A 13102-nucleotide genomic window follows, 5' to 3' on the forward strand; every position below is an offset into this window, starting at 1 on the left:
TGTCAGCAGTTGCGGACGTTTTATCCGCTGACAGCGTTACTCCCCCACAGCGGATTCCAGTTTGATCAGCACACCAGCAGTGGATTTGTTGCTGGTGAAGTGCTTCTTCCAGTTCGCACCAGTACCGATTTTCGTCAAGTCAGGGTTTACACCCTTCGTTTCATCCCAGCTATAACCCAGCAGTTCAACGTTGACCGTGCCTTCTGCACGATAGCCGATTGCAAGGTTCTCCTGGTCATTGATGTCGTAGGAACGGAAGCCCGGAGCCTGTGATTCTGTTACAGACACTGCACCGGCCACCAGCCCCAGAATCGCATCAACGGGCATAGTGTCGGTCACCAGAACAGGTTTGCCCAGAGTACCTGGCTGACCGCCGTAAACCACCACGCCAGCCTCTTCGTAGATTTTGTTGTCGATAGCCTGATCAACAATGTCGAAGTAGGTAGTGGAATGCATAACGAACAGGGAGACGCGGTTAAATTTATCGCCATAGGTGCGAAGGCCACGCGTCAGCGTTTTCTTGCCGTCAGTGGCAATGTCCGCAGTAACGGTCATTTCGGAGTTCGCGCCAATGGCAGCAATCAGCCCCTGAAGAGCATATTTGATGTAGCCTTCCAGAGTAGCATCAGCAACATCGACACCGATCACTTCAGAGAATTCATCAACAGAGCGACCACGACGTTTAAACGCCTCTTCAGTGGTTTCATACGGGCCGTATTTCCAGGGAGCTTTAATGCTGACCGACTCACCAGCACCGATTTTTTTACCCGTTACTGGGTCAGTAGAGTTAACATCGCGAGACTCGATAGAACCGCCAACTTTATAGAAAGCACGCTTCCGTAGATCACCCTCAATCAGTTCGTTATCGAGGATGATTGCACCGTTAGAGGCGGTGTTAAATACCTCCAGATTATCCTGGCGGCGTTCAAGAAATGCGGTCTGCGCGAGGTCGTCGTAGATAATCAGATCGGTGTTTACAGTCGTAGTCATTGATTAATCCTTACTTAGGCAATTTGAGATAGGCCTGCTGGCCGTGTTTGCGGATGTAGTCCGCTTTATCGCTGGCGCTCATTTCGGAACGTTTCAGGCTGCCACCACCGCCACCCGGCTTATGTCCACCAGCGCCAGTACCTTCTGCGCGCGGGAACAGGTGCGGAGCCGTCTCCTTAAGAGACTCCGCCCATTCGAGGGGGCTTAGTGGGGTTTTGCCATCTTTGCCGAACAGAACATCGCCATTTGCATCAACTGCTACGGCCTCGCCTTCGTCGTTGAGCTGGAATGTGCCTTTGGCACGTAAAATCAGATCGTCTGATGCTTCCGGCAGCGCGCCCGTCTTCGCTGCGGCGGCGCGGATTGCATCACCCAGGACGCGATCCCGGAATTTGTTGGAGAACGCTTCAGCTTTATCCGCGCGCTCATTTGCTGCTTTGATTTGCTTATCGACATCGGCACGCATGCGCTCGGTGCGCTTATCAAGCACCTCGTCAATTTTTCCGGCAGCGATAAGCTTCGCCTCTTCGTCGTCGGAAAAACGCTGCAGAATGCCGCGTACAGCGTCCGGGTCGATACCGTCAAAGCGTGAAAGGTTTTCTTTCTGCTGTTTTATGGTGCCCAGCAGTTCGCTATTTTTCGTTTTCAGGCCCGTGACTTCGCTGGTCACGCGCTCATCAATCAGCTTCTGGATTTCAGGGGTGATTTCAATACCACCGCCACCACCAGCACCTTCACCATTGCTTTCAGGCGCGTAATATTTCAGAAGCATTTGTCGAATTAACATAATTTCCCCTCGGGATTTTGTCGGGCCTCGCCCATAAAAAAGCCCCGGCGGTTGCCAGGGCGTGAATCAGGTGATGAATATTAGCTATCAGTCGCTGATAGCTGTCTGAGTTCCTCGAGTGAGAGCCACTCGCCTTTATCCGTAAACATTTCCCCCACTTCGATTTCCCCTGCGCGGAACATCCGGCCACGCTCAGAGCCCAGAACCTGATCCTGCCGCTGCGGCGACTGGCGCTTCAGCCATTCGATATACGTCGTCTTCACCGGAACCTGTCCGTCCATGCTGGCGCGCGTGCCTTCGTCCATCTCATCAATATCGATGCCCAGTTCCCTCCATGACTTCAGGATCAGCGTTTCGGTTGAGCGGCAGCAGAAATGAATTTTCCCTGGGCCCTGCAAATACGGCACCTTGTGCCCTATCGGCTTGTTCTCCAGCGTGTAGCGCAGCAGGTCGCGAATAATGCAGTCGTGGCTGGTTTTGTTGTCCAGCGTAGACAGCCACTGTTTCCCCTTCACAATATCGCTGTTGGAGGCAGTGAAGCTGTTCCGCGCGGTAGCGGCCAGATGATTCACCGCCGTCTTTGCAATGCTCGCCGCGTTGACCCTGCTCATTTGCAGCGCGCCGTCTCGGTAATCTTTGTTGGCGTGCCCTCGTACATTACGCGCGATGGCTTCCACCGTATCGCCGGCCAGATATCCGCGGCGTATAGCGTTCGTGATACGCGCCAGCCTGTCCGACTCCAGATTACTCGCCCACTCACTCAGCAGTCGCCCCTGAAAAGGCTGAGACATCGCGGCGGCGTAAACCATATCGGCGGTAATTCCCTGCATCGGATAGCGGGAAAGAACCTGTGATGGCAGAAGGGAGTCGAACAGGCTCACCTGATAACTGGCCTCGTTCTTTGCCAGCGTCAGCAGCTCATCCTGTAAACCAGTGTGCATCGATGCAACGGCCTGCTGGTTAAGCTCGCGCACACTGCCCAGCAGACTTTCAAGACGCGTAACGGTGAAGCTTTCAGGCGGCAACTTGTCCAGCGCATCCAGCAGACGCGCCGACAGGTCAGCGTCTGTTTCGTTCAGCAGCTTAACCATCCGGTTAGCCACGCCCGTCGCATAACGGCTAATCCAGACGGAATGAGCAATGGCCTCATCCCGCAGGCTTTCGTTTACGGTTGCCATATCAGCCCCCGGTCAGCGTGGGAGCCTGATTGCGAAGCGCATCAATCACATCATCCGGGCTGTCCGCCGGGTCGATGAGGTCGAGCTTCTGAAGCGCCCGAATCATGTCACTATCGCGCAGCGCGCCGGACTGCCAGGCGTTCACAATAGCGGCTACCATGCCAGACTCGGCAACTTTAGCGATGAATTCCTGGTTGATGGTGTAGGCAGGCTCATCGCCTTTAATCCCCAGATACTTCGCGCACCAGCCCAGTGCCAGCGTGTAAGCCTCGGAAACGTTGGAAACGCAGATACCCAGTACTGACGTTGATGCACTCTGCTCGCCGCTGGCCTGCGTCGCCGTTTTCGCCGTGGTGTTCTGCTCAATCAGCCGAGCGCCAAGCTGCACCATGTAGTCGCGCTTGCTGTCCATGGCCTCTTTCGCCAGCATGTTCGGCTGAGCCTGCGCATACCCAAAAGAGCCCTCTTTAGGCAAAAGAAGTGGTGAGCGGGAACCGATTTTGACGCCTTTCTTTTCGAGGTGATCGCGCCATCCCGTATCTAGTCCGGTGATATACGGCTGGACCTGTCCGCAGAACCAGACGCTATCTTCATAATCTGCGCTGTTGCGGTAATGCCCATGGTTAATTTCCACCAGCGCAGCCAGTGGTGAATCATCAATCGTCGGATCGTTGTTTTGGGCACCTACAAACGTGAACGGGATTTCGTCCCAGTAATCCATTCCTTTTGGCTTAGGATGGTATTCGCTATCGACGGTATAGGTTCCGCTTGCCGTTCCTCCTGAACGGCGCCAAACACGGCAAACAAATTTACCGTCCTCCAGCGCCAGCTCACGATACTGAATCTCGTCCTTGTAAGCGTAACCGTCTGGCTCTTCCACACATTCGCGCAGCACCACCAGCACCAGTTGATCGCGTCCGTTAATGCGCTTTGTTCGCCAGTTGATGATGTTCTCTGCCGGATAGCGGAGGATGATCGCTTCGCTGGACACTTCAGCGTAATCAACGTAGATGCCCTCTCGCGCAACCTCCAACACGTTCTCTGCCACAAGCTGCGACTGCTGATAGATACTGGTACCGGCTCCGTCTGCATTATCTAACAGGTATTTCAGCTTCTCGGATCCATTGAACGTGGGGTCTTTTCGATACGCCATGCCAAGCATGCCAATCTTCGTATTACCGGCAATGGCGTAGAAAACTGCGCGGCTTAGATAGTCCTCATTGTGTTTGCGGTTGCGTGTGGATTTATCGGTAGGGTCGAGTAAAGGCAGGTATTTATTACCCGCAGCCTTCACGGCCTCCACTCCTTTGCAGAAATCCCGGAATTTCTTCCAGGCAGCAGAAGCCGCCCGGTGTTCTGGTCGAACCCAGGTGATGTCGTCGTTTGCCATATCAGAAAGTAGTATCCAAAGAGATAGAGAAAGCGGGTTTCGGTGGATTATGCAGAACCGCATAACGTGTACCGTCCCAGTCGTGATCTTCCTGTTGAGTGTCTACATCGTCAGGATTTTTACTGTCGCGAACCAGTACCGGGATGCGACTTATCCAGCCTCGGCAGTAATCGAAAACGTAGAATGCCGGTTTTTCAGGCATGCCCGTCTCAAATTTTTTGCCTTCAATGACTGCTTCCAACATATCGGCGAACAGGGCAGCCCCATTAACACGAGATCCCGGCTTCTTATTGGCCTCGAGCCATTTAACGCCTTGTGCTTCCATCTTCTGAGCAATCGACAACTCATCGTCGCCAGTGTTGTAAATGGCGCTGTCTGCCGGGCCTGGAGCAACCCTTTTGCAGATACCCGGCATAATGTTGAGCTGCCCCTGAGTTACACCATCGAGTTTGATTTCATCAGGCTCGTCTACTTCCAGCCCTGTAAGCCGTTTATCAACCCACGCCACGCCTTTTGCGACGTTAGTTGATGACATGTTCAGGCCTTTGTTCAGTTCGTCAGGAGGGCAACCGTACCATTCGCCAATCAGAATCAAAGAGCCTGCAGGTGGGCAGAACTGGCGACCATCAGACAGTGTTGCAGCAGTGCCATCGGCACGCGCCCACCAGAGGTTTGAGAAGGGTTTCGACTCGCCCCAGTCATGAGAACGGTCAACAGCCCAACTGTCTGGTATGCGAAACGGCTTAATTACATGCAGCGAAGCATTCCACAGGTGATCGAAGCGCCCACCGCTGGTTACATCCCATGAACCCTCTACCCAAGCTTTTCGTCGGTTCGGGTCTTTGATTGCCATCAGGGTTGCAATGTATTGCGGGTCGAGATAAGGGTTCTCTTTAAATGAGCCGTGAATTGCGACGCGTGTTAACGTCACATCCTCTTCTCGCTCGGTCTGAGGATTAAAGACCTTCTGCGTTTCTCGAATGATAGTGCCGCGTGGCGCAGGCTCTATGAAGCGTTTCTTCACCCAGGTATGGCCAATGCCAAACGGGTTTGTTGTGCTGAATGTTTCGAGCGGAATCGGCTTTAACAGAGAGCCATCATTCAATGGGTAGTTCTCAGGTCGGAACGATGAGCGTCGACAAGAGAACATCATCTCGTAAAACTCAGATGACTGTTGCTTCGTCAGTTCGTTAAAACCGATAAAGGGAAACTCCTGCCCGTGATAATCCCAGTAATCTCCCTCTTCTTTTCCAAAACGGAATAGTAGCTCTTCACCTGTTGGCCATATCCACCGTAATTCACTGGCCGATGCCAGATAGCGTGCGCCGTCGTTAAACAGGCGGTACATGCGTTTTGACTGCGTGATGATGTCAGTAAGGTTCTTATACTCGGTATCGAAAATGACACCGCGCCAGAACGAGCCATAGCCCAGACCAACCAGGCGACGGAAGCGCGCCAACTGCGCGGCAGTCTTGCCAGGGCCACGAGTTCCTTCGTAAAGAATTTCGTTACAAGGGCAACTCAGGGAGAGCGACTGCGATCCCGGCAGAGGTTTCCAGACGGCTTTGTAATTCATCCACCAAGAACCTCGCTCTGTTGCTTCTGGGCCGCAGCTTCCCATTCATCCACATTGTCACAGGTCGGAACCGGCATAATGCTGTGGGTAGCTGTGACCTTCTGTTCCACCTGCTCTTTGAAGGCCTGCACCTTGATGTGCTTGCCGAGCAACTCTAGGTTTTTCACCTTATCCGGCCACTTAACCTTTTTGAGGATGGTTTCTGCCTTCTCTTCGTCGAAGTTCTGGATCGTGGTGCTGATGTCCAGGCCAGTGAGCGACGTTCGCCACGACCTTGGCCATAGGCTGATAGCCTTCAGGCTTCCATCGTCGTTGAGAATGTCCAAAACATCCATCTGATCGATCTCAACTAAGCGCCTGAGCACATAATCAGCATCAACACCAACATCTTTATTGCGCTTCGTTTTGAGTTCGGCGATTCTGTTTTGAATGTCAACTTTTGACAAGTTCTGGGCGGCTATACGGTTTGCAGTCTTTACGCTGTACCCCGCCCGAATAGCCGCTTGCGTGGCGTTTAAATCGATGAGGTACTCGCGACAGAACATTTCTTGTTTGTCGGTGAGTGCCATTTAATTACCTCTGGGGGATGATATGGGCAATGTGAAAATTTACGCGGGTTTGGTTAATGGTGATCTTATGCCAATCATCGAAGATAAGACCTCTGAGGAGATCGTTAAGGCCTTTACAGGCGACGATACCGGCGCCCCTACATCTGGAGTCACAATTGAGGTTGTTACCGAGATGGGTTCAAAAGTTAAAATTTACATACCCAATAGCTCTGCTTCCTCAAGCGTATACATAGACGGCAAGCGAGTTTGAAATTAGATAGATAGTTGCTTCTGAAGCTCGCCCCAGTCCGGTTTTGCCATTGTGGCCGCCTTTTATTTTTTCACACAGATAGCCTGAGTGTTTGTGGATCGAGCCGTTTCAAAACTCTTGAGAAACTCAGCTTTTGCAGCTTCGCTACTCAGCAAGTTAACAACAACAAAAACTCCATATCTGAATCTTAGAAGATCATTATTTACTCAAGGTTATAGTTGAAAGTTATGGTTTGAGATGCACGTACGATGGGCATCTTTCGACGATCGTGTGGGGGATGTATAGATTGAATCCTTTACGTTGTTGCGTAGCCTGTCACAAAAACCACCACTGCGGAAAATATGACCATCCACATGGTTTTTTTATAGCCATTACCGTAAGTAATCATCGCCAGCCCTAGCAGCAGGATGCTCAGGACCGGCCAAGTATCTGCATAAAAATCATTCATGATGTTTCATTTTATATAGCGTAAATGTCATTAGGTTTATAACACACGTAAAGGCATGTAGTTTTCGTATTTTACGTATGGCTAACCATCCCAACAATGTTAAGCTTTCCAAAGCCAAAAAGTCTCCTCTAGGATGGAAGGATTTTTTGACAATAACAACGTAAGCATAGACGTTCTCGCCCCACCCTCTGTGGGGCTTTTTTTTGCCCATCGACTGATTTTATCCCATTGAGGGTATAACACTTTCCATATCCGCTAATGGGGTTATTTAGATATCATAGAGGTTAGCCTTTACCTGGAACAAACCATCTGACACGCGAATCACGTTAATGATTAGTTAATTTAATGTTAAATTGTCTTGCTATGTCTCATTCCTTACGCCACTCTTTGACGAGGACACAAATACAACAGTTGCTTATCCTGTTACCGGGGATGGTGATGTCTCATCCCACGGTCTTTTCTCTTAACTTATAAACTCATATACATTATCAAGCCCACCAGCAGATGTGCTTTGTAATGGCTATTTCGCAACGCGAGTATTCTCTATGTCCCGAATGCTCGCTTTGTCTATGTTGCACTTCCCCAGAGCAGCCAGAAGGCTGATATTCAAATTCAGACTGTCCCCGTAGGTCAGCGGATCGGGAATGGGGGGTTGTGGTGTTTCAGATGTCAGGCTTGGTGATATCTGAACGTACGGTATCGGAACGTAAACTGTCCGCGTATTGCCGCAGCCGGTTAGCAGCTGCAGCAGGAACAGGCTGGCGAGCGCAATCATCATCCGCAACAGCCACTTTAATATCTGTCGCGGCTCCCGATGCGACCAGTGTGATCTGCTGCTTTGCATGCTGATTGGCCTCGGTGATGTTATTCATGATGGATACAGTACGCAGGATGTTTGAAGTGATTGCTTCAGTAGAATCGGCGCGTTGCTCTGCACCATCGGCTCGCTGCTTCTCTTCCTGGTATTTGCTGTGATAGTGATATGCTGACCAGATAAGGCCGCCAGCCAGCGACATAATGAAACCAATAATCAGAACCAAATAACGAGTAGGCATCACGCACCATCCAGACAGAGCTGTTTCTCTGCACCACGACGCGTAACAAGTCCAGGGAGAACTTTCCCGCCGCCGTACACCCAGCGCGAAAACTGGTCACACGCTTGTACAACTTGCCCCTGTCGTAACAACTGGAACATCGTCGATTTCTGCATTGCGCCGCACCCGGCGTTAAACGTGATAGACGTCACAGCCGAAAAGGTGTTATCGCTGAGTTTCCGCCCATTACCGTATGAATTAACACAACGTTCAGCCTCCAGGATGTTTCGTTCCCAGTCAGCAGCAATCTGCGCATCAGTCTTTCGCACGCCCGCTTTTACACCGTGAGTATTGCCAACCCCATCAGTGAGTTTTGCGGCCGGACAAACATACGGATCACGGCGACATCCTTCCGCATTACCGATTAACTCCAGACCTTGATCATTCGTGCGGACGTTACCGTTGCCCAGAACGATGGCGATAATCGCAGCTATAGAACAAAGAGCGCCAACGGCTCCCCCTTTTTTTGCCAGTTGAGCCATTATTCACCTGCCTTTGTCAGAGCATCAGCGACAACGCTGACCGCTGCCGGACGTTCGGATTTTGGTTTATCACTAACACCTTCGAGATAATCGCGAATCATCTTCGTTCGTTTCTCATCCTCTTTTCTGCGTCGGCGCGCATCAAGACGCCCGTTGACGTAAGACACCAGCGAGATAATCAGGCCAACAGCCCCAAAGAACATGTAAACCATGTCCTGCGTTGTGAAGCCCAGTGCAGCGGCAAGAGTTCCCAACCACGCAAAGAACTGCGTGAATATGTTCCCTGAGTGATCATTCATTTTCATGGTCTCTCACCTCGCGGTGTGCGGGTGCTGTATGTAGGGGTCAGGCTCTCGGTATGAATTTAACGATGAAGCTCATCGGTGAGGGTTACCGGAGCCTGAAATAAAAAAGGCCGCCAATCGGCAGCCAGATGATTTTTAATAGTTACTGATACCCCTATCTGATATCGTTAAATCGCCAAAAAAATAACCAAATCAGATAAGGAGCTATTGATGAGTAATGTTCCCTTTAAATGCCCTGGCTGCGGACATAACCTGACTGTACGTAGCGGCATTGAAATCAAGAGTGTAGATGATATTGAAGGCTCCACCTGCACCAATTGTGGGCGAACTGTTCACAAAGACGATGTCGCTAAGCAGGCTCGTGATCATGCAGAGAAGATCGTCAGGGACATGCTCGGGAAGCACTTCAAGTAACGCCGGTATCTTACTTTCCATCATGCTGGTATCTGCGGTAATAGACGCCAGCATTTTTGGTTTCCCCATTGCAGACACCTCAGGTTGATAAATTAGAATTGATAAATTCGACAGAAGCATTCAGCGTGAAACACTACAACCAGTCGATGTGAATTCAGAATCGGGGCGAATCATTGAGAAACGCCCCCAGCCTGCCAACGGACTTAAAAGCACCCAAAAGTCAGCTTGATGGCCACATGTCAGGAAAAAGCCTTTCTGGTGAAAGTGGCATGCGTAGATTTTCATGGCTTCCTCCAGAAACGACAAAGCCCCACGGGGTTAACCGCAGGGCTTGAATGAATTCTCTAACGAATGAGCATAATATCCCATCGTTGGGATAAGATTAGTCCATTTTATTCAATCATGCAATACTTCGTTGCCATCATGCTGCCAAAACTTATTAACAGCCCTCTATCGTGTGACCGACTTCAATGCAGCATCAGCCTGAGATTCCTCAATATGGCACTGGCTTACCAGAAGCTCATACAGCGGCTTAAAGTTCCGTGACCATGTCGGTTGGCTTATTGTCATCACATCTTCACACAACGCCTTACGCACGTTCTCTGCCGGGAGCCTGGCATAACCACGGCCTGAGCATTTACCGCACTCCTTCATGACTGGCACGCCCTGGCGATCCGTTTCTTTCTTATCGAGAACTTTTCCCTTCCCGTGGCACCGGCACGCATTGCTGATAACACCCTTTCCGTTACAGGCAGAGCATAAAATCTTCGCAGTCTCGCGAACCGACTTCCATTCTTCCCAATACGACGGGCACACGCCTTTCGTAATCTTCGCCCATGCCGGTGGCTTGCCGTCGGGATACTGAACCTTATTTGTGAAGACATCTGCTTCGGTGAAGCCACTACCAACGCAGCAATCGCATTGCCGGACACTTGCCGCACTGCGCGTATAATCCTGATACGCAAAAGCGCACATAATTTCGAGAACGCGCCGGCGAACTGTTTCATCGAGTTCAGTAACTGATTTAAAAGGTCGGGAGATTTCAACGGCTGAATCATAAAGCGCCTCCAGCGCCCGGTCCGGGCTGCTAATGCCAATTTTTGCCAGGTAGAGATCGAAGCCAAATCCACACTGGGCGCTTACCAGCCCCAGCGCGGCCATCACATCTGTTCCGGTCAGGTTATCGGTTGCCGTCGCCCGCGATGAGTCACTGAACATCGGAGACTTGGGAGCAAAGTATTTTGCGATTGATTCAAGGTTCATTTCATTGCTCCTGCTTTCTGAATTAAACGAGCGGCGTTACGGATAATGCGATAATCAGTCAGAACTGAGCCGGGGAAGCGGTAGAGGCGCAGTCGCTGCCAGCGAGTTTTGAGTGCTGCAATTGTTTCCTTTTTCACGCGCCCTCCATTTCAGTGATTGTTAATTCGAGTTTCCCGCCTTTAACGACCGGCATTCTCTTCACGCTGTAGTAATCAACCTGCTGGTCATCAAGCCAGAAACCGGATTTCGTCAGCGCATCGAAAACGGCTTTTTGCAGGTTATCCAGATCCCGGCGGCGGCGGTCCGGCATATGGCATTCGATGCGGATTTTCACGGGTGTTGCCAGGCCAATATCCAGCATCGCGTCTTTGACAATTCTGGCGACGCTGTCGCGGTACGCCTGCCCTTCTGCGCTGATGTGCGTGCGCCCGCGGTTATGCCGGTAGTAGCGGTTGTTGCTCGGTGGCCACGGAAGAGTAATTCGATATTCGTTCATGATTTAATCAACCCCGCTTTCAGCCAGATAACCTGCGTGCGGGCCATGCCTTCCAGCGCGCACTCCTTTGCATAATTCGCATCCACATGATGGGTGCGGCGGTCGATTTCATCGTGACAAGCAGAACACGCGATAGCAGCGATAAGGTCAGGCGGTTTGATGCCCGTACCGCACAGACCAGCCAGTCGAATATGCGCCAGCACCGATGTTTCAGGGTTGCCATTGCATACTCCAGGAATACGCACCTGGCATTCACGCCCGCGGGCTTCTTTACGTAAATTAGCCATGTTCACCCCCACACCCGGTTACGCCAGCGCTTATCTACGCGTGGAGGTTTTAGGGATGTAGGCAGGTAGGCGCTGATGGTCCACGTTGTGAAATCGGGATTCAGGCTGCGCTCGGTCTTTACACCGCGCGCCCGATATTTATCCACCAGCTCGTCGGCCTGCTCGGTGGTGCAGTTGTCATGCTGGAACCAGCTATATTTCATCTGATTACCCCGCGAAGCCAAGCAACTGCGCGGCGGCGTTCTCGGCCTCTTGCTGCGAGCGAAATGAGCGTGACAATATCCAGCGCCACAAAACATCGAGCGCGGCTTTGTACAGCTTCTGGAACTCGATTTCGCCCATATTGGCGAAAGAGATACTGCGGGGATGCTTTCGAAGTGTGCCGTCCGGCAACTGAATGGCGTCGTAATGGCCGGCCTCGACGATTACCCATGCACGGTATGCATCGAAGGACTTGCACAGACTAATGCCATTGGTAACGCGGCGGTTGGCGACCTGCTCCAGATACTGTTCAGCAGCATCCAGAAGAGCGCCGCCGTTGCCACCATAAGCCGCCAGATATTTGGCATAGCCGGTAACGAGTTTGCGTTCGTTGCTGGAGATTGTGCCGCCGGTAGGTTCCCAGTAATCGAAACCCAGATTGAGAAGCGCGAAGAAACGACGATGGAACGCCGGATTGCGCACTTTTTTGAACTCAGCCACCAGAACGTCGCCGAGCTTGATTTTTGATTGCAGGATATCGCTGGTCTCGGGCGTAGCCGAGATCAGTATTCCTGTGTGGTGCTTAATGAGTTGTAGTTCGTGCGCCATGGTCTTCTCCGTGGCGCATCAGGGGTATAGGTTGTTCAGGCCTATGAAGTAATCATATCAGATGGTGGTATAACTCGGTAGCCGAGACGTGTAGCAAATTGCATAAACCCATTCAGGGTAAAAATCTCCTCATCATCGAGAAGTGGGCGCAAAGAAACTAAACCATTTGCGCGGTAAACCAAATATCTTCCATTTGAAGGGAAGCTATAAACGACTGTCTTATCAACTCTTCTGACCACGTCATACCACTGGTCTTCTGATTCAGTAATACTCACATTCTCCCCCAGAGCGACTCATTGACGCTGTTATTATTTACTGGAGCAGCTAGGGAAACGCAGGATGCGACACTCTTTAAAACTGCACCACAATAGCTTTTAAGCAATCAATAAAACCACTCGTCGGCGCTTTCCCATGTCTCCTGCAGGATGCGTTCGACTTCCTTCTTTTCGCCACCGAATACAGACAGGCCATCACTACTTGCTCGTTTAATAGTTAGCTTGCAATCATTGTACTGTTGGCTCAGACGACTAAGTAGTTCGGCCTCCAAGGCTGGCACAGCGCCGTCAGGAAGTTTTTTAGTGCGATCAATGGTTAACTCAACTCTCATGATTCCCTCCTTATTGATTTACTGTATGAATATGGGTCTTCCCTTGTTGTGGTGGCTGAAGGCATGATAATGGTGTATTTAATCGCCAGAGGTCACCGCCATGGACGAAAAGTCCCTCTACGCTCATATTCTCAACCTGTCCGATCCGTGGCAGGT

21 protein-coding genes are annotated in these 13102 nt (G+C 51.2%); 2 read left to right on the forward strand and 19 right to left on the reverse strand.

Annotation, left to right across the window (positions count from 1 at the left end; genetic code table 11):
- Positions 1-36: 36 nt before the first annotated feature.
- From ACWWFX_RS23520 to ACWWFX_RS23545, 6 genes are all read right to left on the reverse strand, one after another.
- On the reverse strand, positions 37-990 hold the full coding sequence (locus tag ACWWFX_RS23520) for a major capsid protein (protein ID WP_473224904.1): 954 nt from the start codon (positions 988-990) through the stop codon (positions 37-39).
- 10 nt (positions 991-1000) lie between these two features.
- Complete coding sequence (locus tag ACWWFX_RS23525) at positions 1001-1777, reverse strand: hypothetical protein (protein WP_473224905.1); 777 nt, start codon at positions 1775-1777, stop codon at positions 1001-1003.
- 80 nt (positions 1778-1857) lie between these two features.
- Positions 1858-2955, reverse strand: coding sequence for a structural protein (locus ACWWFX_RS23530; RefSeq protein WP_473224906.1), 1098 nt, complete (start codon positions 2953-2955; stop codon positions 1858-1860).
- Between the two features lies 1 nt (position 2956).
- Positions 2957-4345 carry a DUF4055 domain-containing protein gene (locus ACWWFX_RS23535; protein WP_473224907.1) on the reverse strand — a complete coding sequence of 463 codons (1389 nt, stop codon included), beginning with the start codon at positions 4343-4345 and terminating at the stop codon, positions 2957-2959.
- 1 nt (position 4346) lies between these two features.
- On the reverse strand, positions 4347-5921 hold the full coding sequence (locus tag ACWWFX_RS23540) for a terminase (protein ID WP_448849894.1): 1575 nt from the start codon (positions 5919-5921) through the stop codon (positions 4347-4349).
- Entirely contained in the window at positions 5918-6490 is a 573-nt protein-coding gene (locus tag ACWWFX_RS23545) for a terminase small subunit (RefSeq protein ID WP_448849893.1), read from the reverse strand. The genes ACWWFX_RS23540 and ACWWFX_RS23545 overlap by 4 nt, the downstream gene beginning before the upstream one ends.
- A 22-nt stretch (positions 6491-6512) precedes the next feature.
- Between ACWWFX_RS23545 and ACWWFX_RS23550 the strand changes: the two genes are divergently transcribed.
- Positions 6513-6740 carry a hypothetical protein gene (locus tag ACWWFX_RS23550; RefSeq protein WP_448849892.1) on the forward strand — a complete coding sequence of 76 codons (228 nt, stop codon included), beginning with the start codon at positions 6513-6515 and terminating at the stop codon, positions 6738-6740.
- Between the two features lie 295 nt (positions 6741-7035).
- On the opposite strand, the gene ACWWFX_RS23555 is transcribed toward ACWWFX_RS23550, so the two are convergent.
- The 5 genes from ACWWFX_RS23555 to ACWWFX_RS23575 all read right to left on the reverse strand — a co-directional run bounded on the left by ACWWFX_RS23555 (position 7036) and on the right by ACWWFX_RS23575 (position 9069).
- Positions 7036-7188, reverse strand: a complete 153-nt coding sequence (locus ACWWFX_RS23555; protein ID WP_350436872.1) for a hypothetical protein — start codon at positions 7186-7188, stop codon at positions 7036-7038.
- 520 nt (positions 7189-7708) lie between these two features.
- Entirely contained in the window at positions 7709-7966 is a 258-nt protein-coding gene (lysC, locus tag ACWWFX_RS23560; protein ID WP_473224908.1) for an Rz1-like lysis system protein LysC, read from the reverse strand.
- Complete coding sequence (locus ACWWFX_RS23565) at positions 7851-8243, reverse strand: DUF2570 domain-containing protein (RefSeq protein ID WP_448849890.1); 393 nt, start codon at positions 8241-8243, stop codon at positions 7851-7853. Before ACWWFX_RS23565 ends, lysC begins: the two co-directional genes overlap by 116 nt.
- Positions 8243-8764: a lysozyme gene (locus ACWWFX_RS23570; RefSeq protein ID WP_448849889.1), complete on the reverse strand. Its 522-nt coding sequence runs from the start codon at positions 8762-8764 to the stop codon at positions 8243-8245. The genes ACWWFX_RS23565 and ACWWFX_RS23570 overlap by 1 nt, the downstream gene beginning before the upstream one ends.
- The gene (locus ACWWFX_RS23575; RefSeq protein ID WP_350436868.1) at positions 8764-9069 is read right to left on the reverse strand and encodes a hypothetical protein; all 306 of its coding nucleotides are present in this window, start codon (positions 9067-9069) and stop codon (positions 8764-8766) included. Before ACWWFX_RS23575 ends, ACWWFX_RS23570 begins: the two co-directional genes overlap by 1 nt.
- A 210-nt stretch (positions 9070-9279) precedes the next feature.
- Here ACWWFX_RS23575 and ACWWFX_RS23580 point away from each other — a divergent pair, with 210 nt between their 5' ends.
- Entirely contained in the window at positions 9280-9483 is a 204-nt protein-coding gene (locus ACWWFX_RS23580) for an ECs_2282 family putative zinc-binding protein (protein WP_473224909.1), read from the forward strand.
- A 450-nt stretch (positions 9484-9933) separates the two neighbouring features.
- On the opposite strand, the gene ACWWFX_RS23585 is transcribed toward ACWWFX_RS23580, so the two are convergent.
- The 8 genes from ACWWFX_RS23585 to ACWWFX_RS23620 all read right to left on the reverse strand — a co-directional run bounded on the left by ACWWFX_RS23585 (position 9934) and on the right by ACWWFX_RS23620 (position 12946).
- On the reverse strand, positions 9934-10746 hold the full coding sequence (locus ACWWFX_RS23585) for an antitermination protein (protein ID WP_448849886.1): 813 nt from the start codon (positions 10744-10746) through the stop codon (positions 9934-9936).
- Positions 10743-10883: a YlcG family protein gene (locus ACWWFX_RS23590; RefSeq protein ID WP_448849885.1), complete on the reverse strand. Its 141-nt coding sequence runs from the start codon at positions 10881-10883 to the stop codon at positions 10743-10745. Before ACWWFX_RS23590 ends, ACWWFX_RS23585 begins: the two co-directional genes overlap by 4 nt.
- The gene (rusA, locus tag ACWWFX_RS23595; RefSeq protein WP_473224910.1) at positions 10880-11242 is read right to left on the reverse strand and encodes a crossover junction endodeoxyribonuclease RusA; all 363 of its coding nucleotides are present in this window, start codon (positions 11240-11242) and stop codon (positions 10880-10882) included. Before rusA ends, ACWWFX_RS23590 begins: the two co-directional genes overlap by 4 nt.
- Positions 11239-11529 (reverse strand): DUF1364 domain-containing protein, encoded by a 291-nt coding sequence (locus ACWWFX_RS23600; protein WP_448849883.1) that lies wholly within the window; start codon positions 11527-11529, stop codon positions 11239-11241. The genes rusA and ACWWFX_RS23600 overlap by 4 nt, the downstream gene beginning before the upstream one ends.
- Before the next feature lie 2 nt (positions 11530-11531).
- The gene (locus tag ACWWFX_RS23605; protein WP_350436864.1) at positions 11532-11732 is read right to left on the reverse strand and encodes a hypothetical protein; all 201 of its coding nucleotides are present in this window, start codon (positions 11730-11732) and stop codon (positions 11532-11534) included.
- Positions 11733-11736: 4 nt separating this feature from the next.
- Positions 11737-12339, reverse strand: a complete 603-nt coding sequence (locus ACWWFX_RS23610) for a DUF1367 family protein (protein ID WP_448849882.1) — start codon at positions 12337-12339, stop codon at positions 11737-11739.
- Positions 12340-12380: 41 nt separating this feature from the next.
- The gene (locus tag ACWWFX_RS23615) at positions 12381-12608 is read right to left on the reverse strand and encodes a hypothetical protein (protein ID WP_436650740.1); all 228 of its coding nucleotides are present in this window, start codon (positions 12606-12608) and stop codon (positions 12381-12383) included.
- A 113-nt stretch (positions 12609-12721) separates the two neighbouring features.
- A complete protein-coding gene (locus tag ACWWFX_RS23620; protein WP_448849881.1) occupies positions 12722-12946 on the reverse strand; it encodes a DinI family protein in 225 nt (74 codons plus the stop codon).
- Between the last annotated feature and the right edge of the window lie 156 nt (positions 12947-13102).

It is taken from the genome of Pseudocitrobacter sp. 2023LY-00077, from assembly GCF_055796175.1.

Excerpts from the sequence above, each read along its gene's own strand:
- ACWWFX_RS23520 (WP_473224904.1), bottom strand. The coding sequence starts at position 990 with ATGACTACGACTGTAAACACCGATCTGATTATCTACGACGACCTCGCG.
- ACWWFX_RS23525 (WP_473224905.1), bottom strand. The coding sequence starts at position 1,777 with ATGTTAATTCGACAAATGCTTCTGAAATATTACGCGCCTGAAAGCAAT.
- ACWWFX_RS23530 (WP_473224906.1), bottom strand. The coding sequence starts at position 2,955 with ATGGCAACCGTAAACGAAAGCCTGCGGGATGAGGCCATTGCTCATTCC.
- ACWWFX_RS23535 (WP_473224907.1), bottom strand. The coding sequence starts at position 4,345 with ATGGCAAACGACGACATCACCTGGGTTCGACCAGAACACCGGGCGGCT.
- ACWWFX_RS23540 (WP_448849894.1), bottom strand. The coding sequence starts at position 5,921 with ATGAATTACAAAGCCGTCTGGAAACCTCTGCCGGGATCGCAGTCGCTC.
- ACWWFX_RS23545 (WP_448849893.1), bottom strand. The coding sequence starts at position 6,490 with ATGGCACTCACCGACAAACAAGAAATGTTCTGTCGCGAGTACCTCATC.
- ACWWFX_RS23550 (WP_448849892.1), top strand. The coding sequence starts at position 6,513 with ATGGGCAATGTGAAAATTTACGCGGGTTTGGTTAATGGTGATCTTATG.
- ACWWFX_RS23555 (WP_350436872.1), bottom strand. The coding sequence starts at position 7,188 with ATGAATGATTTTTATGCAGATACTTGGCCGGTCCTGAGCATCCTGCTG.
- lysC (WP_473224908.1), bottom strand. The coding sequence starts at position 7,966 with ATGATGATTGCGCTCGCCAGCCTGTTCCTGCTGCAGCTGCTAACCGGC.
- ACWWFX_RS23565 (WP_448849890.1), bottom strand. The coding sequence starts at position 8,243 with ATGCCTACTCGTTATTTGGTTCTGATTATTGGTTTCATTATGTCGCTG.
- ACWWFX_RS23570 (WP_448849889.1), bottom strand. The coding sequence starts at position 8,764 with ATGGCTCAACTGGCAAAAAAAGGGGGAGCCGTTGGCGCTCTTTGTTCT.
- ACWWFX_RS23575 (WP_350436868.1), bottom strand. The coding sequence starts at position 9,069 with ATGAAAATGAATGATCACTCAGGGAACATATTCACGCAGTTCTTTGCG.
- ACWWFX_RS23580 (WP_473224909.1), top strand. The coding sequence starts at position 9,280 with ATGAGTAATGTTCCCTTTAAATGCCCTGGCTGCGGACATAACCTGACT.
- ACWWFX_RS23585 (WP_448849886.1), bottom strand. The coding sequence starts at position 10,746 with ATGAACCTTGAATCAATCGCAAAATACTTTGCTCCCAAGTCTCCGATG.
- rusA (WP_473224910.1), bottom strand. The coding sequence starts at position 11,242 with ATGAACGAATATCGAATTACTCTTCCGTGGCCACCGAGCAACAACCGC.
- ACWWFX_RS23600 (WP_448849883.1), bottom strand. The coding sequence starts at position 11,529 with ATGGCTAATTTACGTAAAGAAGCCCGCGGGCGTGAATGCCAGGTGCGT.
- ACWWFX_RS23605 (WP_350436864.1), bottom strand. The coding sequence starts at position 11,732 with ATGAAATATAGCTGGTTCCAGCATGACAACTGCACCACCGAGCAGGCC.
- ACWWFX_RS23610 (WP_448849882.1), bottom strand. The coding sequence starts at position 12,339 with ATGGCGCACGAACTACAACTCATTAAGCACCACACAGGAATACTGATC.
- ACWWFX_RS23620 (WP_448849881.1), bottom strand. The coding sequence starts at position 12,946 with ATGAGAGTTGAGTTAACCATTGATCGCACTAAAAAACTTCCTGACGGC.